This is a genomic window from Paenibacillus assamensis DSM 18201, assembly GCF_000422445.1.
In the GTDB taxonomy this organism is placed as follows: domain Bacteria; phylum Bacillota; class Bacilli; order Paenibacillales; family Paenibacillaceae; genus Paenibacillus_B; species Paenibacillus_B assamensis.
Genome location: NZ_AULU01000010.1, coordinates 73,304 through 94,172 on the forward strand (window position 1 = coordinate 73,304; position 20,869 = coordinate 94,172).

At 43.1% G+C, this 20,869-nt stretch carries 19 protein-coding genes and 1 riboswitch; of the genes, 13 read left to right on the top strand and 6 right to left on the bottom strand.

Annotated elements, in window-relative coordinates:
• The first annotated feature begins 20 nt into the window (after positions 1 to 20).
• The 5 genes from H580_RS23560 to H580_RS0106455 all read left to right on the top strand — a co-directional run bounded on the left by H580_RS23560 (position 21) and on the right by H580_RS0106455 (position 5,387).
• On the top strand, positions 21 to 1,082 hold the full coding sequence (locus H580_RS23560) for a glycosyltransferase (protein WP_051217293.1): 1,062 nt from the start codon (positions 21 to 23) through the stop codon (positions 1,080 to 1,082).
• Positions 1,083 to 1,308: 226 nt separating this feature from the next.
• Positions 1,309 to 1,458, top strand: a riboswitch (SAM riboswitch).
• 174 nt (positions 1,459 to 1,632) lie between these two features.
• Positions 1,633 to 2,661, top strand: coding sequence for a methionine ABC transporter ATP-binding protein (locus tag H580_RS0106440; RefSeq protein WP_028594046.1), 1,029 nt, complete (start codon positions 1,633 to 1,635; stop codon positions 2,659 to 2,661).
• A 38-nt stretch (positions 2,662 to 2,699) separates the two neighbouring features.
• The gene (locus H580_RS0106445; RefSeq protein WP_051217312.1) at positions 2,700 to 3,332 is read left to right on the top strand and encodes a methionine ABC transporter permease; all 633 of its coding nucleotides are present in this window, start codon (positions 2,700 to 2,702) and stop codon (positions 3,330 to 3,332) included.
• Between the two features lie 42 nt (positions 3,333 to 3,374).
• On the top strand, positions 3,375 to 4,214 hold the full coding sequence (locus H580_RS0106450) for a MetQ/NlpA family ABC transporter substrate-binding protein (RefSeq protein ID WP_028594048.1): 840 nt from the start codon (positions 3,375 to 3,377) through the stop codon (positions 4,212 to 4,214).
• Between the two features lie 675 nt (positions 4,215 to 4,889).
• The gene (locus H580_RS0106455; RefSeq protein WP_028594049.1) at positions 4,890 to 5,387 is read left to right on the top strand and encodes a DoxX family membrane protein; all 498 of its coding nucleotides are present in this window, start codon (positions 4,890 to 4,892) and stop codon (positions 5,385 to 5,387) included.
• Positions 5,388 to 5,526: 139 nt separating this feature from the next.
• On the opposite strand, the gene H580_RS0106460 is transcribed toward H580_RS0106455, so the two are convergent.
• Complete coding sequence (locus H580_RS0106460; protein ID WP_028594050.1) at positions 5,527 to 6,126, bottom strand: DUF11 domain-containing protein; 600 nt, start codon at positions 6,124 to 6,126, stop codon at positions 5,527 to 5,529.
• 489 nt (positions 6,127 to 6,615) lie between these two features.
• Here H580_RS0106460 and H580_RS0106470 point away from each other — a divergent pair, with 489 nt between their 5' ends.
• The 4 genes from H580_RS0106470 (at position 6,616) to H580_RS0106485 (ending at position 11,283) form a co-directional block, all read left to right on the top strand.
• Entirely contained in the window at positions 6,616 to 7,341 is a 726-nt protein-coding gene (locus tag H580_RS0106470) for an SDR family oxidoreductase (protein ID WP_051217313.1), read from the top strand.
• A 55-nt stretch (positions 7,342 to 7,396) separates the two neighbouring features.
• Positions 7,397 to 8,563 (top strand): sugar diacid recognition domain-containing protein, encoded by a 1,167-nt coding sequence (locus H580_RS0106475; protein ID WP_028594053.1) that lies wholly within the window; start codon positions 7,397 to 7,399, stop codon positions 8,561 to 8,563.
• 231 nt (positions 8,564 to 8,794) lie between these two features.
• Positions 8,795 to 10,063: a GntP family permease gene (locus tag H580_RS0106480; RefSeq protein ID WP_028594054.1), complete on the top strand. Its 1,269-nt coding sequence runs from the start codon at positions 8,795 to 8,797 to the stop codon at positions 10,061 to 10,063.
• Positions 10,064 to 10,140: 77 nt separating this feature from the next.
• Entirely contained in the window at positions 10,141 to 11,283 is a 1,143-nt protein-coding gene (locus H580_RS0106485; RefSeq protein ID WP_028594055.1) for a glycerate kinase, read from the top strand.
• 162 nt (positions 11,284 to 11,445) lie between these two features.
• Here the strand turns inward: H580_RS0106485 and pnuC are convergent, their stop codons facing one another.
• Positions 11,446 to 12,093: a nicotinamide riboside transporter PnuC gene (gene pnuC, locus H580_RS0106490; protein ID WP_028594056.1), complete on the bottom strand. Its 648-nt coding sequence runs from the start codon at positions 12,091 to 12,093 to the stop codon at positions 11,446 to 11,448.
• Between the two features lie 144 nt (positions 12,094 to 12,237).
• Positions 12,238 to 12,480: a NifU family protein gene (locus H580_RS0106495; protein ID WP_028594057.1), complete on the bottom strand. Its 243-nt coding sequence runs from the start codon at positions 12,478 to 12,480 to the stop codon at positions 12,238 to 12,240.
• A 90-nt stretch (positions 12,481 to 12,570) separates the two neighbouring features.
• Here H580_RS0106495 and H580_RS0106500 point away from each other — a divergent pair, with 90 nt between their 5' ends.
• A complete protein-coding gene (locus tag H580_RS0106500) occupies positions 12,571 to 12,825 on the top strand; it encodes a YuzB family protein (protein ID WP_028594058.1) in 255 nt (84 codons plus the stop codon).
• A gap of 42 nt (positions 12,826 to 12,867) precedes the next feature.
• Here H580_RS0106500 and H580_RS0106505 read toward each other — a convergent pair whose 3' ends face one another.
• The gene (locus H580_RS0106505; RefSeq protein WP_028594059.1) at positions 12,868 to 13,941 is read right to left on the bottom strand and encodes an NAD(P)/FAD-dependent oxidoreductase; all 1,074 of its coding nucleotides are present in this window, start codon (positions 13,939 to 13,941) and stop codon (positions 12,868 to 12,870) included.
• A gap of 187 nt (positions 13,942 to 14,128) precedes the next feature.
• Entirely contained in the window at positions 14,129 to 15,253 is a 1,125-nt protein-coding gene (gene mqnE / locus H580_RS0106510; RefSeq protein ID WP_028594060.1) for an aminofutalosine synthase MqnE, read from the bottom strand.
• A gap of 288 nt (positions 15,254 to 15,541) precedes the next feature.
• Here mqnE and H580_RS0106515 point away from each other — a divergent pair, with 288 nt between their 5' ends.
• Entirely contained in the window at positions 15,542 to 15,901 is a 360-nt protein-coding gene (locus tag H580_RS0106515; protein WP_028594061.1) for a HesB/IscA family protein, read from the top strand.
• A 1,475-nt stretch (positions 15,902 to 17,376) separates the two neighbouring features.
• On the opposite strand, the gene H580_RS26960 is transcribed toward H580_RS0106515, so the two are convergent.
• Entirely contained in the window at positions 17,377 to 17,463 is an 87-nt protein-coding gene (locus H580_RS26960) for a putative holin-like toxin (protein ID WP_225445992.1), read from the bottom strand.
• 403 nt (positions 17,464 to 17,866) lie between these two features.
• Between H580_RS26960 and H580_RS0106525 the strand changes: the two genes are divergently transcribed.
• Both H580_RS0106525 and H580_RS0106530 read left to right on the top strand, forming a co-directional pair.
• Complete coding sequence (locus H580_RS0106525; protein ID WP_028594062.1) at positions 17,867 to 19,369, top strand: thiol-activated cytolysin family protein; 1,503 nt, start codon at positions 17,867 to 17,869, stop codon at positions 19,367 to 19,369.
• A gap of 347 nt (positions 19,370 to 19,716) precedes the next feature.
• Complete coding sequence (locus H580_RS0106530) at positions 19,717 to 20,796, top strand: Kelch repeat-containing protein (protein WP_169449351.1); 1,080 nt, start codon at positions 19,717 to 19,719, stop codon at positions 20,794 to 20,796.
• Positions 20,797 to 20,869: the final 73 nt, after the last annotated feature.

Here is a 20,869-nt window from a genome sequence, read left to right on the forward strand (position 1 = left end):
AAGGAGGAAGGAGAGCTTGAATGAAAGAATCTAACGGAATTCGATTGAACAAAAAGCGCTTAACGATCGTTCAAGTCATTTCTAATCTTCCTAATGCTCACCCGGTGCCGTCAAATAAAGGAGGAACGGAGAAGATCGTGTATGAGCTGACAGAAGAGCTGGTTCGGCGAGGACATGATGTATATTTATTTGCGGCGCAAGGCAGCAAGAGCAGTGCTAAGCTTATCCAATATCCCAGATCATTGAAAAAAAGTGCTATTGCAGCTTATGTGCTAAGCAAATTGCCAAAACATACAGATATTATTCACGATCATACCTTTCACTCTGCGCTAGGTAGTTACCGTAAGGTCCCTACTGTTTGTACGATTCACATGCCTGTAAAGAACAAAGTAGACTATCCTATCTATGTAAGTAAAAGAGCACGAAAAGTGAATGGTAAAAATCGAGGATATTATGTTTATAATGGAATTAATGCAGACGAGTACGAGTTTAGCTCTGACAAACATGGCTATTTACTGTTCATGGGACGGGTTATTAAGAGCAAAGGTGTATTAAAGGCCATAGAAGTAGCAGAAAAGACGGGGAAGAGGCTTATCATTGCAGGGCCAGTCAATTCGCAGTTATTTTTTAAGCAGGAAATTAAGCCTCGTATTGCCAGAAACCCTAATATTCACTATGTAGGCGCAGTACAAGGCAGACAGAAACAAAATTTATTGAAGCATGCCGAATGTGTATTATTTCCTACGTTAATGGAAGAGGCGTTTGGGTTAGTGATGATTGAGGCATTAGCGTGTGGTACGCCTGTATTAGCATTAAATAATGGCTCGGTTTCAGAGGTGTTAGCAGGCTTTCCTTCATTTGTGTGCAAAACGGTGGGAGAGATGATTCGGAAAGTGCAATTGAAAAAGTATCCGAGTTCACGTGTGCTAAGACGATACGTTGTAAAATGGTTTACAAATGCGAAAATGACAGAAAATTATTTGGACATTTATAGTAAAGTGATACGACTACATTCGAATAAAAAGCTCCGGAAACCGCTTGGAAATGAGCCTGTTTCTCCCTCATTTACGTACCAATCCTAATGGAATAAGAGCGTCATATCGACAAGAATTCATGTCTTTATTAATTATGGGCAACCACTGAAAATGGGTTGTCTTTTTTGTGGTTACCTGTATTGAATAGGCTATGATTGTTCCGCGATTATTTCCTTTGTTTCATGTAAATTCCAGAAATAATATGATTTTTGCAGTTGACATATGCAAAAACGTGCCGTATACTTCGTATTAACTTTATAGCAAATAATCAGTTTTCTTATCGAGAGTGGCGGAGGGACAGGCCCGATGAAGCCCGGCAACCGATTATGCGACCCGGTCATTGCAGCGCACGAGCGCAGCAAGTTCGCATGATGTCTATGGTGCTAAATCCTTCAGGACATTTATATGTTCTGGCAGATGAGAAAAGGCGAGCTTCGATTTATTTCGACATTTAATGTGAACGACGAAGCCCCCTTTTGGCACCTGCCAAAAGGGGGCTTTTTTTGTAGCAATCTTCACACACTATAGAGGTAATTGACCGTTGCCGAATTTAATTGATCAAGGAAGCTCAGCAACAGGAAAGGCAGGGAATCGATCTTTGATACGAATACAACATCTATCCAAGCGCTATCCTTCTCAGGGTAAAGGCGCAGAAGGAATGCTAGCACTGGATCACATTGATCTTCATATAGCAAAAGGAGAAATTTATGGTATTATCGGGCATTCAGGTGCTGGTAAAAGTACATTGCTGCGCAGTATGAACCTACTTGAGCGTCCGACGTCAGGAACGGTCATCGTCGATGAAGTGGAATTAACCACATTATCTACAGCGGCATTGCAGAAGCAGCGCAGCAAAATCGGGATGATATTCCAGCATTTTAATTTGCTGTCCTCAGCAACGGTGTATGATAATATCGCATTTCCGTTGGAGCTTGTAGGTACACCTAAGCAGACAATCAAGGCAAAGGTGGACCAGCTCTTAGATTTAGTGGGACTGGAAGATCACCGCAATAAATATCCAGCGCAATTGTCAGGTGGTCAAAAGCAGCGAGTCGGTATTGCTCGTGCGCTGGCGAACGATCCTAAAGTGCTATTGTGTGATGAGGCGACATCGGCTCTTGATCCGCAAACGACAAACTCCATTTTGGATTTGCTGCTGAAAATTAATAAAGAGTTCGGAATTACGATTGCACTGATAACTCATGAAATGCATGTCATTCAGCGCATCTGTGATCGGGTTGCTGTCATCCACGGTGGCCGTATCGTAGAAGAAGGCAATGTAGTGGATGTTTTCTTGAAGCCGCAGCACGCGGTTACAAGGGAATTTATTATGGAAGAATCACAGTCTGATGAAGTTCAGCCTTGGTCAGCATTTAAGACTCAGGCAGGTGAAGGTTCACAAGTGGTTAAGATAAATTACTTGGGAGATGTTACGTACGAGCCTGTGCTCCATCATGTATTGAACACAGCAGGCCTATCATATGCGATTCTTCAGGGAACGATATCGAAGATGAAAGATACGCCGTATGGTCAACTCGTTATTCGCTTAGATGGCGATGCTGAAAAGCTTAAAGGAGCATTGAGCGCGCTGCAAGAGCGTGGGCTTGAAGTGGAGGTGATCGCGTGAATAACTTCGAGTTAGATTTTTCAGGCGTTGACTGGACAATGATTATGGAAGCAAGCGCAGATACACTGCTCATGCTTGGTTTTTCCGTCTTTTTCACTTTTATTTTTGGTTTGCCACTAGGTATTCTGTTGTTCTTAAGCGGCAAATCCGAGAACGTTGTGTTACGTGCTATTAACACGGTTGTATCCTTTATCGTCAACATTTTGCGTTCCGTACCTTTCATCATTTTGATGGTGGCGCTTATCCCGATTGTGCGTGAAGTATTCGGTACTGCGATTGGGGTAAGAGGAACGATTCCACCGCTCGTCATTGCGGCAGCACCATTTTTTGCTCGTCTTGTAGAAACTTCACTTCGTGAAGTGGATCGTGGTGTTATTGAGGCAGCGCAGGCGATGGGTGCGAATACGTGGCAAATTATTTACAAAGTGCTGTTGCCGGAAGCGCGTGCAGGTCTTATCGCAGGTACGACAATTACGGCTGTAACACTCGTTTCCTATACTGCAATGTCCGGTATGATCGGCGGCGGAGGACTTGGCGACTTAGCCATTCGCTATGGCTATCACCGTTATGAGCTAACGATTATGATCGTAGCTATCGTTGTCTTAGTTATTTTGGTTCAACTCTTGCAATGGATTGGCGATGCACTTGTTCGTCGCTATACACGCAAGTAATCAAACTATAAATCATTGTGAATTTGGAAGGAGCAGATGAAAATGAAGAAGTGGGCAATCGTATTGACGTTAATTAGCTTAGTAGCGGTATTGGCTGCATGTGGCAGCAAACCAGGTGAAAGTAAAGATACAACTTCGGGTGCTCAAAGTGGTGCTGCTCAAACGACGAAGGTTGTTGTTGGTGCATCTCCAGTGCCGCATGCTGAAATTTTAGAGCATATTAAGCCTAAGCTTAAAGAGCAAGGAATCGAGCTTGAAATTAAGACGTTCACAGATTATATTCAGCCAAACGTTCAACTGCATGAGAAACATTTGGATGCAAACTTCTTCCAACACATTCCGTACATGGACGATCAAAACTTGAAAAATGGTTTCAAGCTAGTGTCTGCTGGAAGTGTACATCTGGAGCCAATCGGGGCTTATTCACAAAAAATTAAAGCTGTTGCGGAATTGACAAATGGTTCTGTTGTAGCTATTCCGAATGATGTAACGAACGGTGGACGTTCCTTGCTTCTACTTGAAAAGGAAGGTTTGATTAAGCTCAAAGAAGGCGCTGGTTTGTCTGCTACGGTTAGAGATATCGTAGACAATCCTAAAGGCTTGGAATTCAAAGAGCTGGAAGCACCAATGCTTCCTCGCGTGCTACCTGAAGTGGACTTGGCATTGATCAATACGAACTTCGCTATCGACGCTGGACTGAATCCGTTGAAGGATGCGCTAGTAATTGAAGCGAAAGATTCTCCGTATGCGAACATTTTGACAGCTCGTGAAGATAACAAAGACAATGAAGCGATCAAGAAGGTAGTAGCTGCGCTTCAGTCTGACGAAGTAAAGAAATTTATTGAAGATAAGTACAAAGGCGCTATCTTGCCTGCGTTCTAATCATATCGTTCAAAGAATTTTTTTGAACAAGCAGTACTGAAGTACTGGAATGAAACGTATTACTAGCATGACAGGTTTTCTTGCTTTCCTCCTAAACTCTACCCCGGGCCTTACGGCGCCGGGGACTTTTTATATTAACCGTTCCTCGCAAAAATCTAACCGATAACATGTTTCGCATAGCCCAACTTAAAGAAGTAAGAAGATATGTGTCGTTTGTCATATTGTAAATATATCCATCTGATGGTATCTTGAGTAGCATGAAGGAAAGAAGCAAAGCGTTATAAGTTCATCGAGGTAAAGCAGACGATTGAAAGGGGTGATACAGCCGACTGTACACGTATAGTGGCGGAACTACATAATTAGAAACTGTCATAGCGAACATGCTGCTATAAGTGAGTTGAGTTAGTTCTGCCGAACGATTAACGAGAACTATACATGCTTTCGTTACAACCACGTAAGGCATTCCTATTGTTGTTACCACATTCGTTTTAACCTCTTCAATTCTCATCACGAAGCAATTTCATTTTTCATCACGATTATTGATTACATTAAAAATGTAAGCGGTTGAACGATGTGATTTCTATTGCCTAAAAAAATATCCATAAAATGAGGTGATTTACTTTTTCTAATTAGGTTATTCAGCTTTTGTAATTTCAAATGAGGAGAGGGGAATTAATAATGATTGATTTTTTACGTACAAATCCGTTTGTAAAATGGGTACTGCTGTTTGTTCGAGTATATTTGGGCTGGAAATGGCTCAGCGCAGGGATTAAGAAATATCAAAGCGGAAGCTTCGATTCCAGCGGTTTATTGAAAGGCGCGATCGCTAATGCAAATAGCGAAAGACCAACCATCCCGGATTGGTGGGGCGGATTTTTAGAATCGTTTGCACTGCCAAATGTTGATTTATTTAACTTTATCGTACCTCTTGGTGAAGTATTGGTTGGTATTGGTTTGATTGTTGGGCTGTTTACGAGAACGGCGATTTTCTTCGGTCTCTTTATGAACTTTGCGTTCGTCTTGAGCGGAGCAGTAAGTGCGAATCCGGTCATGATTATTTTATCGCTATTCGTTCTCGTTTCCTTGCATGAGTCAGGTAAAGTAGGCGTAGACGGCATCTTAAGAAAGAAGCAAATTACACTCTTCAAGCGTGGTCAAACGAGTGCCGTGTAGCTTGTGCTTCGATAGTGTGACTATTTCGTAGAGTAATAATTACGAATCAGTGATGAACGTAAAAGAGGCAGCATAAGCTGCCTCTTTACGTTGCTACCATATATAGTGATATAGATGAAAGTGTCGATGTTTAATCCAGTTACGGTGTTGTATTGATGCAGGTAAGCACACCTTGAAGTAAAGCTAATAGTTCACATTCTTGAGCGGCTATTTGCTGTACTTCTGCTGCCGCATTGTTGTTTACTTCAAGCAATTGGGTAATTGGAGCAGAACTTTGGATAGCAGCTTGTATCAATTCACCTTGTGTATTAATCAATTCTGCCATATTAAGCTCTTCTAATGCAATGAGCAGTAACGCTTGATTAGCTCCAACGGCATACGTTGTTACCGTGTTGCTCGGTACGTTAATAATTCCATCAAAGGTAAAGGCCTGATTGATTAACGGTATAGTTGTCGTAAGGCAATCTACACGTACTTGAAAATTCACGGTAGAAAATCCACCTGCTACAATGGTACCGATATTTACACCAGCATTCGGATCGGCAAGTGGCAGGTTTACACCGTTTAAGCAGAAACTTTCTGCGACGAAGGTAGCTCCTGTAGGGACGGTGTCTGTAAAAATAACATTGTTCGCATCTTCATCGCCACAATTAAAAATGACAAACGTATACTTCAAAACTTGATTAGGAACCGCAATGGTGCGGTCAACCAACTTGACGGGATGCAGATCTGGTGGCACGTCACTCCCCCCTTGTTTATTGGGAAAGCAGCTCGTCCCTAATGGCTGGGTAGCGAGCGACTTTCGCTGCTTGTAGCCGTTTTTGTTCATCTATAAATCTCGCAATCGCGATGGATGTAACAGCTTGTACGATAGTAAATGCAAGATTAGCCAGTAAGGGAACGGCAGCTATATATGCTCCAAGTCTATATTTATCTTTTCTTTTTGCATTGGGTTTATAATGATACGGAGTATTTACATGTAACGACGGAATAGTTGTGTCAATCCGTGAATATGAATAGATAACAGAGGGAGGCGGATATAGCATCTGTCTCTTTTTTCATGATTGGCAGAAAATAAAGATGGCGCAAGCAGATGTTATGTTGTTCTAAGTTGGCAAATATTTTATACTGATCGTTGACATCGTTCGTAGTGCTCAAAGGAGGAATCGACGTGAAACAACAGCGGAAAGTAGCGCTAATCACTGGAAGCGCAAAGGGGTTAGGTAAGATGACTGCACTTACGCTAGCTGAATCGGGCTGCGATATTATCCTCAATTATGTGCATAGTGCCGATCAAGCGCTGGAGCTTCAGCGGGACATTGAGGCGTTCGGTGTAAGGTGTATGTGTGTACAGGCTAATATTGCAAATCCTGATGAAATTGAACATCTTATTGATACTGTGCAAAGTACATTTGGCATGCCGGATATTGTCGTTAACAATGCAGGTCCCTTTATAAGGGAGCGTAAACGTTTTGCTGATTATTCGAGAGAAGAAATTTTATATTTAGTTAACGGAAATTTAACGGGTGTTATGCTGCTTGATCATATGGTATTGCCTTCGATGCGTGAGAAGGGTTGGGGGCGGATTATTCATTATGGATTTGGACATGCTGCGGAGGCTAGATCTTGGCCGCACCGCGCCGTATACGCTGCTGCCAAAGTAGGTTTGGTATCGTTTACAAAGACTTTAGCTGTGGAAGAGGCGCAGTTTGGCATTACCGTTAATATGATCTGTCCTGGTGATATCCGTGGGGACTATAAAGAAAAAAATATTGATGAGGTTCTGCATATTGAAGATGAATCTTCACCACGAGGCCGTCCGGGATCTGGTGAGGATATTGCAAGAGTGATTCGTTTCTTATGTGAAGATAAATCAGATTTTGTGACAGGCAACACGATTGATGTATCTGGCGGCTTAGATCCAATTCGTGTCATGATCGACAAGCAAGCTTAGCTGCTTCGTAATATAGGCTTAATTCTGTACTGATGCTGAAATGGAGGTGTCTCACATGGGACGGTTGACGAAGGAACTCGCACAAAATATCGTAGATCGTACGATGCATGTTATCGGTTATAATGTGAACGTAATGGACCACAATGGCCGAATTATTGGTTCAGGTGATCGGAGTCGGCTCCATCAGTCTCATGAAGGGGCACTTATTGCCATTCAACGTCGCGGAAGGTTCGAGATTGATGAGGAGAGTGCATTTAAGCTGCAAGGGGTTATGCCTGGAACGAACTTGGCCATTTATTTTCAAGGAGAGATCGTCGGTGTAATTGGCATTACAGGTGATCCTAGAGAAGTAACCAAGTATGGCGAGCTTGTAAAAATGACAGCAGAGATGCATTTGGAGCAGGCATACCTCATTGAGCAGGCGCAGTGGGATAAGCGTATCAAAGAGGACTTCGTATTATCTATCGTACATGCAAAAGAAGAACAGCATGAGGCGCTGAGTACACAGGCAGAACGGATTGGTTTTCAAGTTAACCAAGTGCATACGGCTTGTCTAATAGAGCTGCAAGAAGAAAGTCATGATTTAGCAATCGGAACGCTGCAGCAAGTTGTCCGTGTGCTTGAGAAACGTTCGATGATTCGTTTAATTGCGATCCGCAATGTACGTCAAATTGTACTGTTCAAAGAGAAGCAGCATACACGTAAGCCTGGGGAAGATATTTGTGAAGGCATTCATCAAATACGAACTTGGCTTGCGGAACAACAAATTACTTCTATGCGAATCGCGGTAGGGAGATCGGGCAGCGGTATAGCAGGTATGATCGCATCTTATCAGTCGGCTGAGGATGCGATGCGTGCAGGCAGAGCCATTAATCCTAACCAAACGGTTTATTATAGTGAGGATTTGCCTAATGAAGCATTGATGGTCAACGTAAACCCGAGCTGGGTAACAGATGAGTTAGTTCAATTATGGTCTTCCTTTATAGAAGCTGATCGCAGTGGGGAATTACGCCAAACACTTATTGTATACTTTGCAGAGCACGGAGAATTGAATCGGGTGTCGGACAGGCTGGTCATTCATCGCAATACGCTGCGTTATCGTTTGCAGCGTATTCAAGAGCTAACAGGTAAAGATCCGAAGCGTTATGATGAGTTATTCTCGCTCATTAGCGCACACTGGCTGTATGAGCTACAAGGGAATATTCGTACGACTAGCGTATAATTTTTATCGGAAATCAGGATGCCAATATAGAGCAGATTCACGAGCTGCTCCTCTTTGTTCAAATGCACAAAAAATAGTGCTGTGAGCAGAGGGGAGTTTATTTTTTTGCCCAATGAAGCGCTTACATCTTTGAGTTACATTATATGTGTAACATAAATCAATCTCTAATTTGTAGCATAAAGTTCTTTGTTCTTACATTACGACAAGATTTTGCATAGGGAGATGAGACTTATGACGGTTTCTGTAAGCGTTCTCGGGGCATTGGCTGCTTTGGTAGTAGCTATTTTGTTGATTTTGCGTAAAGTGCCGCCTGCATATGGCATGATGATTGGTGCTCTAGTGGGTGGCGTTGTTGGTGGAGTTAGTCTAGTGGATACCGTAACGCTCATGATGGATGGTTCCAAGACGATGATGCCAGCGGTGCTTCGTATATTAGCAGCCGGTATTTTAGCGGGTGTCTTGATTGAATCGGGCGCAGCGAAGACGATAGCTGAAACGCTCGTCAAAAAAGTCGGTGAGACACGTGCTTTGTTCGCACTTGCCTTTGCAACTATGATATTGACCGCAGTTGGCGTCTTCATTGACGTAGCTGTTATTACGGTAGCTCCTATTGCTTTAGCAATCGCACAGCGTGCGAATTTGTCTAAGCTAGCTATTTTGCTCGCAATGATTGGAGGAGGTAAAGCAGGAAACATTATGTCTCCGAATCCAAATGCGATTGCAGCAGCTGATGCATTTAATGTACCGTTGACTTCGGTCATGGCAGCAGGAATTATTCCAGCGATATTTGGACTTGCGATTACGTATGTATTGGCGAAGCGACTCACTAACAAAGGCTCTATGGTCGCATTGTCTGAAATAGCAGACAAGACAGACAGCAAGCTTCCTAGCTTTGCTGCATCGATTGTAGCTCCAGTTGTAGCCATTGTACTGCTTGCACTTCGACCGCTTGCCGGTATCGTGATTGACCCGATGATTGCTCTTCCGCTTGGAGGTTTAGTAGGAGCGGTTGTGATGGGAAAAGGGAAACAAATTAATAACTATGCGATTGCTGGGCTTAACAAAATGACTGGTGTTGCCGTGATGCTTATCGGAACAGGTACACTAGCGGGGATTATCTCCAACTCGCAATTGAAGGATGTTATTACGAATGGCCTATCGGCTTCTGGGCTGCCAGCATACTTGATGGCACCAATCAGTGGTGCATTTATGTCACTGGCAACGGCTTCGACGACTGCAGGTACAGCGGTAGCTAGTTCGGTGTTCGGCTCGACGATTATGGAGCTAGGGATTGCATCACTAGGTGCAGCAGCAATGATACATGCAGGGGCAACGGTATTTGACCATATGCCGCACGGGAGCTTCTTCCATGCGACAGGTGGCAGCGTGAATATGCAAATGAAGGAGCGCCTTCGACTCATTCCATATGAGACAGCTATCGGATTGGTGCTGGCACTTGTGTCGACATTGATTTATGGCGTATTCGGTTGGTTTTTATAAATGAAGTGTGAATGACTTAGACGTAGACACATGTAGATAGATAGCATGAAGACAGCATAGCGGAGGAGTGGTGAGAGATGAAAATAGTAATAGCTCCCGATTCATATAAAGAAAGTCTGACTGCATTAGAAGCTTGTGAAGCGATTGAACGAGGATTTAGACGAGTCTATCCTCAGGCAGAAATCGTTAAAGTACCAATGGCAGATGGCGGAGAAGGGACGGTTCAATCACTTGTAGATGCGACAGGCGGGCGTATTGTTACATGTAGTGTATTGGATCCGCTGGGCCAGCCGATTGAGGCATTTTACGGACTGCTAGGCGATGGGAAGACTGCCATTATCGAAATGGCAGCGGCCTCGGGACTTGCTCTTGTGCCAAAGGATTTGCGTAATCCTCTCCTTACTTCAACATATGGCACAGGACAGCTCATTCGTCATGCTCTGCAAGCAGGTGTGCGGCATATTATGCTTGGCCTCGGTGGAAGTGCTACGAATGATGGCGGAGTAGGCATGGCTCAAGCACTTGGCTATCGATTCATTGATGCAAATGGAAATGAAGTGTTGGCAGGTGGCGGAAATCTTGGTCAAATCGAGCGTATCATCACTGATGATGTAGACCCGAGATTGGCGGAGACGACATTTATTGCTGCTTGTGATGTGGACAATCCGATGATTGGTCCAAAAGGAGCATCAGCGGTGTTTGGTCCGCAGAAGGGAGCAACTCCTGTCATGGTTGAAGTGCTGGATCGACAGTTGCAGCACTTGGCCGCATGTATAAGCACGGACTTAGGGTTGGAGGTATCAACAGTGCCTGGAGGGGGCGCAGCAGGTGGGCTTGGCGCAGGTGTAATTGCATTCCTGCATGCAGAGCTGAAGCGTGGTGTGGATATCGTAATTGAAGCAACTGGTCTTGCAAATCACGTGCAGGATGCGGATGTGGTTATAACCGGAGAAGGGCGCATCGATGGCCAGACGGTATTTGGAAAAACACCGATCGGTGTTGCCAAGACAGCGAAAGCACATCAGGTAAAAGTGGTTGCGATTGCAGGTTCCCTAGGAGCAGATTATGAAGTCGTACACGAACACGGTATCGATATCGTATTTTCCCTTGTTCCGGGAATATGTACCTTGGATGAAGCGCTCCAGCGGGCAGCTGTTCATTTGGAACGTACAGCACGTAATGTCGCGGCGGTGATACAGGTAGGCCAGCAGCTCCGTTAAAGGTGATAGGGGGGTGCCGAAAGAAATAGGCTCGGAATATGGTGAGTAGCAATGTGAATATTAAGGTTGTAAAGGGCAGACATTAAGAGAGCCGCAGCCAAAAAACGAATCCCCTGCTCGTAGGAGCTAGGGGATTCGTTTTATGACGCAGAAAATACTTCATTACGTGTTGCTTTTTACTGTACGCTGCATGTAGCCGCGTTTCCACTCCATTAATCCATCGATGCAAATGAACAAATTAATAACTACTAAAATAATCATTACATAAAGTCCTGAAATCGAGTAAATGACCATGGAAACTATATTATAGGCAATCCACAAATGCCAGTTTTCGAAAATCTTCTTACTGAGCATGAATTGTGCAATAAGACCGAGAATGGCAGTTAGTGCATCCAAGTATGGGAGGGAAGAATCGGTATACTGAACTTGATAGTATCCCCAGGCAAGCCAGCCTACAAGGATGACAGAACTATAAATAATCCAGCCTTTAGCATCTAGGCGAACCGTTGGGCGAACGTCACCTTCTCCTTTATTCGTAAGCCAGTAGTACCATCCGAAAATATTAAAGATGAGTTGGCACGCACTTAGAACAACTAGCGCGTACAGCCCTTGTCCCCAAAATATGTATAAAAACAAACTTACTGCAACGATGCCAAACGGGAAGTTAAGTACTTTTTCTCTTGCGAGAAGCCAAACATTAATAATTCCTATAACGGAAGCAACAATTTCGATCGTACTTGATCCCATGTACCAACCTATAAATAAGGTAATAAGGCTGGCCAACAACAGAAATAACGGATTTTTTAACATATAGTTCTCTCCTGTCGAAGCTAGGCACGATGTGGGTGCACACAAAAATATCTCGAACCGTCATTAGAGACGATTCGAGATATTCGGATGACTCCTTCGTCGAAGCCTCTTATTCATATGCTGAATCATGGAAGTACATTCAACTTAGAATACTTGAACGACTTCTTTCACGCCTTCCACTTCTTCAACCAACGCGCGCTCGATACCTGCTTTCAAGGTAATTGTAGAGCTCGGGCAGCTACCGCATGCGCCCATAAGGCGAAGCTTAACGATACCGTCTTCTACGTCTACCAACTCAACATCGCCGCCGTCACGTTGCAGAAACGGACGAAGTTTATCTAACACTTCCAATACGTCGTCATAATTGACTTGTACTTGTTCACTCATTTTGTTCCAACTCCTTTCATACATACTGCTTTTATTATATTATAAAGCTAAATGAAATCAAAGAGATACACGCAAAAAGGGGGATATACAGTGAGGCCGATCATCGAATTTTGCGTTAATAATATGCATCATGGCACGGATGAAGTAATGAAGCATTTTGAACAAAATCCAGATTACGATGTGGTGGAGTATGGTTGCCTTGGTAATTGTGGTGAATGTTATTTAGCTCCATTTGCTTACGTGGAAGGCGAAATTATCGTTGCAGAGAGCGCAGAGTTACTAACGGGAAAAATTAATGAAAAAATTGCAGAACTAAAAGCATGGGAGCAAATCGATGTAGATTAACATCGACTTGCTCCCATTGTTGTAAGAAAAACATATGATGACTTATCCGAAATGATTTTTGGAAATCCAAAGCACGCCGCTTTTGATGACCCGTGGTACATATCCAACCATAGGACGTTTGCCGAACATGCCGAATCCTGACTTCTTGCCGAGTGATCCGAGCACGCCCTTAAGCTTAATACGTCCAAGCTTAGGGGTTTCACCCTTCCACAAGGCAAGTGCGACATCAGCAATTTGCTCGCCTTGTGCACCTGCTGCCTGCGCACTTGGCGAGAACGGCAGGCTGGCACAGTCGCCAACGACAAACACCTCAGGATATTGTTCAATTTGGTGATAGGAATTAAGGATTACGCGACCTTGCGGGTCTTTTGGAACGTTCAAATCTTGAACGACTTTCACCGGTTGTATACCTGCTGTCCATACCGTTACGTCGGACTGAATCGCCTCAGTATCCTGCTCGCGTCTATTATAAATAACGCCCTGCTCCAACTGACACACGTTAATATGAGAGCGAAGCTCTACTTCATGTTCGATGAACCAGTCAGAGACGTAATTGGACAGCTTCACTGGGAATGAGGACAGCACACGCGGTCCGCGGTCCAATATACGAATGTTGAGATCGGGCCTGCTCTCACGCAGTTCGGCAGCCATCTCAACACCGCTTAGTCCTCCTCCGACAACCGTCATTTGTCCATAAGGCTTAATATCGTTCAACAATTGGTACGTACGTCGAGTGCTAGATAAGGATTGAATACTATTACCAAATTCCTCGGCGCCTGTTATCCCGTGGTAGCGGTCTGTGCAGCCGAGTGCAATAGCCATTTGATCATAAGAAATAGGATCATCTTCATGCAAATGAATAAGCTTATGGTCTAGATCAATGCTTGTAATTTGTCCATAGTGTATTCGAACACGATCGTTCTTCGGGAAAGCAACGCGAATGTCTAGATCAGTTACTGTACCAGCAGCTAATGCATAATATTCCGTCTTCAAACCCTGAAATGGCATACGATCAATGAGAACTATTTCCACATCTTCAGGCATTCCGCCTGCCAGCAAACGATCAATGATCGCAAGTCCACCATAGCCGCCGCCGCATACTACAAATCGTTTCATATCCGGATATCCCCCTATGTTGCCGTTAATATGTGCTGTCCGCTGTTCACCCAATGATGAGAACAGGGAAACTTGATGTACAGCATGATACGGCTCCACCCACGAATCCTTTACTCGGTCTGTCGCTTCATAAGATTTCTTGTGTGAAGTGTCTGACTTTTTCTATCTGTAAGTTGGTTAATAGTAGCTATTTTTTGTTAGACTTTGGCTCATACACTTTGATTTCATTGTAGAACGTATCTCGTTCAACTGGGATGCGCCCTGCTCCTTGAATAAGCCAGATTAGCTCATCGCGCGTCAAACCTTCAGGTGTTAATGCACCTGCGGCATGGCTGATACGCTCTTTCACAATCGTACCGTGTGCATCAGAAGCGCCGAATGTAAGGGCCATCTGAGTGAGCTGAGTACCGATATTTATGAAGTACGCCTTAATGTGCTGGATGTTGTCCAACATGAGGCGGCTAATCGCGATCGTTTTGAGATCCTCATAAGCCGAGTTGCGGCGTTTGATGCCTGCTTTCGGGCTTTTTGGCTGCATGGACAATGGAATAAAAACAAGGAATCCATTGGTCTCATCTTGAAGTTCACGAACTTTGATTAAGTGACGAATACGATCTTCATGTGTCTCAATCGAACCATAAAGCATTGTCGTATGCGTCTTGATGCCAAGCTGATGCGCAGTGCGGTGAACTTCTAGGTAACGATCAACGCCTGCTTTATCTACACGCATTTTTTTACGATATTCATCAGAAAGAATTTCAGCACCGCCGCCTGTTAACGATTCTAGTCCAGCATCGACAAGGGTAGTAAGAACTTCCTTAATACTTAATCCGCTTATGCGTGTAAAGAAGTCGATTTCAGCTGCTGTGTACGCTTTGAGTGTTACTTGAGGATAGCGTTCCTTAAGAGTTTTCAAGGAATCAACGTAGTATTGGAACGGTACGTTAGGATTGTGTCCACCTACGATATGGAACTCACGCACTTCTGGGTGAATATGCTGGTCCACATAGGCAATCATTTCCTCTCCGCTTAAGGTGTAGGCTCCTTCTGCATCAGCATCGCGTCTGAAGCTGCAAAAAGCACAGTGCGCCTCACACACATTGGTGAAGTAAAGAGACATGTTCTCGATAAAGTAAACTTTGTTGCCGTTCTTACGCATATTGGCGAGATTCGCCAGCTGACCAAGGGTCAAAATATCGTCCGATTGGTACAGGTACACGCCGTCTTCTAGGGTTAGACGTTCGCCTCGCTCTACTTTATCAGCGATTTCAGCCATACGTGGATCTGCATGTCTTGTTGGTGTAAGAATCATTGGTGTACCCCCCTCTTGAAAAGTAAGTCGTATATAATTGCACATCGTTACGTTATACGGAACTGCTCACTATGCATTCATTCGATGGGCTTGCATATACAATATATAAAAAATTGAAGCCTCTTGAGCATGCAGTGAATCATATCACATACCTCTCCATTATACCCCTGCCTTCACACGGGGGCAATACATCCAGCAAAGACAATCGACATCATTTTCCATGGACGGAGGTTATCTTGTATAGATGCAATAGGATGGTTATACTTAGAAATATGAGGAGGGATATGCATGATTACAATCAGCGAATTCGCGGTTGAGAAGATAAAAGAAATGCTCGCTAACGAGGAAAACCCTAACATGTTCTTGCGTGTTGGTGTTCATCCAGGCGGTTGCAGTGGCTTCTCCTATGGTATGGGGCTAGATGATGAAGAAACAGACCAAGATGTATTTGTAGAAACAGGTGGATTGAAGGTCGTTGTGGATAAAGAAAGCATTCCGCATTTGGCAGGTTTGGAAATTGACTATAAAGAATCCGGCATGTCCGGCGGATTTACGATAAGCAACCCTAACGCGACAGCGACTTGCGGCTGTGGAGCTTCTTTCCGTACCGCACTAGCAGAAGGTAAAGCGGAGAAATGTGACGATTAATTGCTTTGTTGAAAAATGAGTAAAAGCCGTGCTGAGGGCACGACTCTGGCAGTAGCCGCTGTAACGTCGGTGGGCTGCAATAGTACGTCAAAATAGACCGATACCTGTGACCACAGGGCCGGTCTATTTTTTGTGGTGTTAACGGATATCATTCATGCAACAATGTAATGAGTATGCAACAAGCGCAACAGCGAGAGTTATTAGAGCTAACGAAAGTTCTGAATTTTAACTAAAGCTCTAAATGCTAACGGAAATATTAAAGTTTGGCGTGCTGTATTCTGTGTGTTGTACTCCGCATGTTGTACTGCGTAATGCTGTCATAGGCATGCGTTAATGGTTGCTGTAGAGCCTATTTTGTGGAAAAAGGCCAATTTTAATTTTTAAAGGGTGTCAGAGAGCTTATTTATGAGATATGGGGAGTTTAGCGACCATTTTAGCTTAGATAAGCTCACCTGCAACCGTTACATTTCTAATACCGGCAATTTTAGAGAAATAACGTCTATGACGCTCGTTAGAGGACTTAACGTAGCATTCGTCCGCTTGCAATATAGCTGTAATCACATCCGATAGTCGTTTGCATGTAACTAATTGATGACCTAGGTATAAAAGATACAAATTTGAACGGCTTATTCTTATTTCATCCTGACAATTATGCCTCCGGTAACATCCTCTGACGATAAACCTGCATGTTCTCTCCATTTTTTTGCTTCTTCTTGTGAAATTTCTATGACTTCTTTTTGGTAAGGAACAGGTTGACCATTAATCAAATATTGTTCTTTTACAGGCATTTAGGCATTAGTTATTGGGTCATTTACGATTGTAGGAAGTTGAAAAACGGAAGCGTGGTTGCTCGCTATAAGAAAATATATTGCTATTCCAAGTCCGGCAATAACACACATGGCACCTATTTTCTTTCGCATTAGCTCACTTCTCAACGTTCTTACAATTCCTATAATACTACGAGCAGAATTAAATTAAACCCATTACTACCTCCGTGGAATTCAGAAGATTGCCGATTTCCCAGGGAAGACCGAAGAAGTAGGAAGAGATTACCGGTTTCATTCGTAATAGGCTAACGTTAATGTAAGCCGGTTAACAAGGAACGACGACTGCTGAACAAGTGGCGTATCTTTTTACGGATGAACAGCACGAAATCAACACGTTGTTTGGCGAAGGCTTAACGGATGTAATACTACATTAAACCTCGAGTAATGCGGTGTATCTCCTCGATAGTAAGACGTCCAATTCACCGCAAAAAATAAGCGATGGCACACAAAAAAAAGTTTTAACGTAACACATTTATAGGATGCTTTTCAATTTGTATCCGCAAGTAGACGTATAATATCCTTCGTGGTAATATATAACTATAAAAGGAGTCGTGCTGTCAACACGACTCCCGCAGTAGCCGCTTTAAGAGCGGTCGGCTGCAAACATTCGGCTTTAGAGAATAGACCGATCCTTTGCGAGGGGGCGGTCTATTTGCGTTTAAACGACAGGATCGCAATGATTAACATTCCGAACGCAAGCATCAAAGTTAATGCTTCGAATACTGTCACGCGCATCACCTCCCTTCCGAGAGGCTAGCCGACCGCCCTTATAAGCCTTCTACTGTGTGGTAATTATATCCTATTGATTAACTGGACGTAAACTACTATATTGGCCAATTCGCGGAATTCATCCGTTGGCGGGTTTCTTCGCGTTACTCGCTTCTCATGCGATAAATAAATGTTTTAACCTGTATAGGTGAAAACCGTCTCCCTGTTTCGACCTCCCATTCAACTTCTTGCTTGTACTCCACTGTAGTACGACAGCTGGTAGCACGGAGAGAATTACTAGTAGCGTTCTTTCGCATTAGCTCACTCCTTATCGGAAAATATAATATTTTTGCGTGAAATTACCGATATATTTAGTGTAATGCACACTATTATTTTACAAAATATTTAGAGAAAAAGGGGGAGGTCTTGTATGAAAACTTCAAAACTTGCAAACGGAGCAAAATGGCTCGCTAGCTTATTAGTTATGCTGCATTTGTTTACGTATTCCAACATTTCTGTAGCAGCTGCGAATGAGTTACATGATATCGATACCGGTATCACAAATCTGAATTATGATCGAAATGCAGTATTGGCTGTAAATGGCGATCAGATCAGTAGCTTTGTTCCAAAAGAAGGTCTCCAATCAAATGGTACATTTATTGTGGTCGAACGTGAGAAAAAATCACTCGCTACTTCACCAGTAGATATATCTATTATTGATTCGATGACCAATCGGACGTATCCAGGCGCCATCCAGCTTGCTAATCAATCGTTCGTGGATAACCAACCGGATTTGGTTATGGCTAAACGGAAACCATTAGATATTAGCATCGACTTACCTGGGTTGAAAAATGAAAATACGATTACCGTTCAACATCCAACTTACAGCAGTGTGTCTAGTGCAGTTGATCAGTTAGTGTCAACTTGGGTTGATAAATATTCATCCACGCATACATTACCTGCAAGACTGCAATATGCAGAATCTATGGTTCACAGCAAAAATCAAATCGCCAGTGCGCTAAATGTGAATGCTCAAGTGCTTAACAATACGCTAGGCATTGACTTTAATGCAGTTGAAAGCGGCGAGAAAAAAGTGATGGTAGCTGCTTATAAACAAATTTTCTATACTGTAAATGCAGCTCTTCCTAATAATCCATCAGATCTATTTGATCAAAATGTGACGTTCAACGAATTAGTTCGTAAAGGCGTAAGCAATGATGCGCCACCTCTTATGGTATCCAATGTTGCTTATGGCAGAACCATTTATGTAAAGTTGGAGACTACTTCGAAGAGCAGTGATGTGCAAGCCGCATTTAAGGCACTGCTTCGTGATTCTTCCGTGCAGTCAAGTGGACAGTACAAAGATATTTATGAGAACAGTTCCTTTACTGCTGTTGTATTGGGTGGGGATGCGCACACACATAATCAGATTGTGACAAAAGACTTTAATGTTATCCAAAATATTATTAAAGACAATGCACAATTTAGCCCCAAAAATCCAGCCTACCCAATTTCCTATACAAGTGTGTTTCTAAAGGACAATGCGGTTGCTGCTGTTCGCAACAACACAGAGTATATTGAGACGAAAACGACTGAATATACGAAGGGTAAAATTACGCTCAATCATAAGGGTGCTTATGTAGCTCAATTTGAAGTGTCTTGGGACGAAGTAACTTATGATGCAAATGGACAAGAAGTTATCACTTCTAAAGTGTGGGAAGAAAGTGGCTGGAACAAAACAGCATCTTTCTCGACAGAGATTCCACTTCCACCTAACGCCAGAAATATAAAGATCCTAGCAAGAGAATGCACAGGTCTTGCATGGGATTGGTGGAGAACCGTTATACATGAAACGGATGTTCCGTTAACAAGTCATATAAAAGTTTCGATTGGTGGAACAACGCTGCACCCAACAGGATCAATTACTTATTAAGTTACTTCAAAAAATCTCCCCTTACTGGGGAGATTTTTTTGTGAATAGTTATTTCCCATCATGAGCAGTTGCCTGTCTTCAGATGGGGGCTATTTAGCGGTTAAATTTTCAATAATACTATGTTTTTCTGACATTAACCTTTCAGTTTACGTTGATAGAAGCGTAAGAAACAGACTGTTTTTTCTCCATGTGATCGGTAAAATTTTACTATATTACTTAGGAGGAGTGCTTATATGTTACAGATAAAAAAATGGAGAATACTCAAAATATTTTGTTTGATTCTATTTGTTTCGTCTTTATCAATAAAAGAAACGTCGGCTTCTTCCCAATGGCAGAGAGTTTCAGATATGAGCCTCGCGAGAGGTGGTAGTGGTGTAGCTACAGTAAATGGAGTTATTTATACCCTAGGTGGAGTAGGGTCGCAATTTGATGGCACTGTTGAATCTTATGATCCGAAGAGTGATAAGTGGTCTGTTAATAAGAAGAGTATGCCGACTCCCCGTGCTTACTTCGGTACCGCTACTGTGGGAGGTAAGATATATACGTTTGGGGGTCAGTCTGCAGTAGAAGCAGCATCAGCAAAAGTTGAGGTGTATGACACTGCTACTGATACATGGACAGCCAAAAAAGATATGCCTTATGCAAGAGTGTGGACAAGCTCTATTGAGTTAAACGGAAAGATCTATGTAGTAGGTGGATCGAATAACTCTAATCTTGTGCAGGAGTATGATCCAGTTAACGATATATGGACGACGAAAGCTTCTCTGCCAAGAGGTCGTCATGCTGTTAGCTTAGCTGTTGTAGGTGAAAAAATGTATGCAATCGGCGGAGGAGAGGCCAAACCTAACTACAACGATCTACAGGAATACGACCCGAAGAGTGACACTTGGACCGTAAAAAATGGAATGCCTACTCCAAGAGATACAACCGCCTCGGTAGTCTATGATGGAAAGATATACGTTTTAGGTGGATTGATGAATTCTGGTCTCAATGGGATTAAAACCGTTGAAATTTATGATCCTGCTACGGATAGTTGGTCGACGGGTCCAGAAATGATTAATGCCAGATGGGCATTTGGCGCTGGGGTAGTGGATGGGACCATTTATGCGATAGGTGGTCATGAATTAAGCCATACTCACACCCCTACAACCGAGAAATTAGTTTTATCTAAAAGTGTACCGCCTGAAGTGCCGGGCAATCATTCCAAAGGTTTGTTGACACTCTACTTAATGAATGGACAAGTAAAAGAATATGATTTAACCATACAGCAGTTAAATGCATTCCTTACTTGGTATGATGCACGCGCAACGGGGATAGGATCAGAACGTTATGGTTTCGTGAAAACTTGGCATTTAGGTCCATTCAAAGCACGAACGGAATATGTGGCGTTCGATAAAATTGTTAATTTTGATATCGATGAGTATTAATAGATAACGATGGGGTTATAAATATTGTTGTTATAAAGAGATAGAACCTTACGTTCCGAAGGAATGGAACGTA

Excerpts from the sequence above, each read along its gene's own strand:
- H580_RS23560 (WP_051217293.1), top strand. The coding sequence starts at position 21 with ATGAAAGAATCTAACGGAATTCGATTGAACAAAAAGCGCTTAACGATC.
- H580_RS0106445 (WP_051217312.1), top strand. The coding sequence starts at position 2,700 with ATGATTATGGAAGCAAGCGCAGATACACTGCTCATGCTTGGTTTTTCC.
- H580_RS0106450 (WP_028594048.1), top strand. The coding sequence starts at position 3,375 with ATGAAGAAGTGGGCAATCGTATTGACGTTAATTAGCTTAGTAGCGGTA.
- H580_RS0106470 (WP_051217313.1), top strand. The coding sequence starts at position 6,616 with ATGACTGCACTTACGCTAGCTGAATCGGGCTGCGATATTATCCTCAAT.
- H580_RS0106475 (WP_028594053.1), top strand. The coding sequence starts at position 7,397 with ATGGGACGGTTGACGAAGGAACTCGCACAAAATATCGTAGATCGTACG.
- H580_RS0106480 (WP_028594054.1), top strand. The coding sequence starts at position 8,795 with ATGACGGTTTCTGTAAGCGTTCTCGGGGCATTGGCTGCTTTGGTAGTA.
- H580_RS0106485 (WP_028594055.1), top strand. The coding sequence starts at position 10,141 with ATGAAAATAGTAATAGCTCCCGATTCATATAAAGAAAGTCTGACTGCA.
- pnuC (WP_028594056.1), bottom strand. The coding sequence starts at position 12,093 with ATGTTAAAAAATCCGTTATTTCTGTTGTTGGCCAGCCTTATTACCTTA.
- H580_RS0106495 (WP_028594057.1), bottom strand. The coding sequence starts at position 12,480 with ATGAGTGAACAAGTACAAGTCAATTATGACGACGTATTGGAAGTGTTA.
- H580_RS0106505 (WP_028594059.1), bottom strand. The coding sequence starts at position 13,941 with ATGAAACGATTTGTAGTATGCGGCGGCGGCTATGGTGGACTTGCGATC.
- mqnE (WP_028594060.1), bottom strand. The coding sequence starts at position 15,253 with ATGATTCTTACACCAACAAGACATGCAGATCCACGTATGGCTGAAATC.
- H580_RS0106515 (WP_028594061.1), top strand. The coding sequence starts at position 15,542 with ATGATTACAATCAGCGAATTCGCGGTTGAGAAGATAAAAGAAATGCTC.
- H580_RS26960 (WP_225445992.1), bottom strand. The coding sequence starts at position 17,463 with ATGCGCGTGACAGTATTCGAAGCATTAACTTTGATGCTTGCGTTCGGA.
- H580_RS0106525 (WP_028594062.1), top strand. The coding sequence starts at position 17,867 with ATGAAAACTTCAAAACTTGCAAACGGAGCAAAATGGCTCGCTAGCTTA.
- H580_RS0106530 (WP_169449351.1), top strand. The coding sequence starts at position 19,717 with ATGAGCCTCGCGAGAGGTGGTAGTGGTGTAGCTACAGTAAATGGAGTT.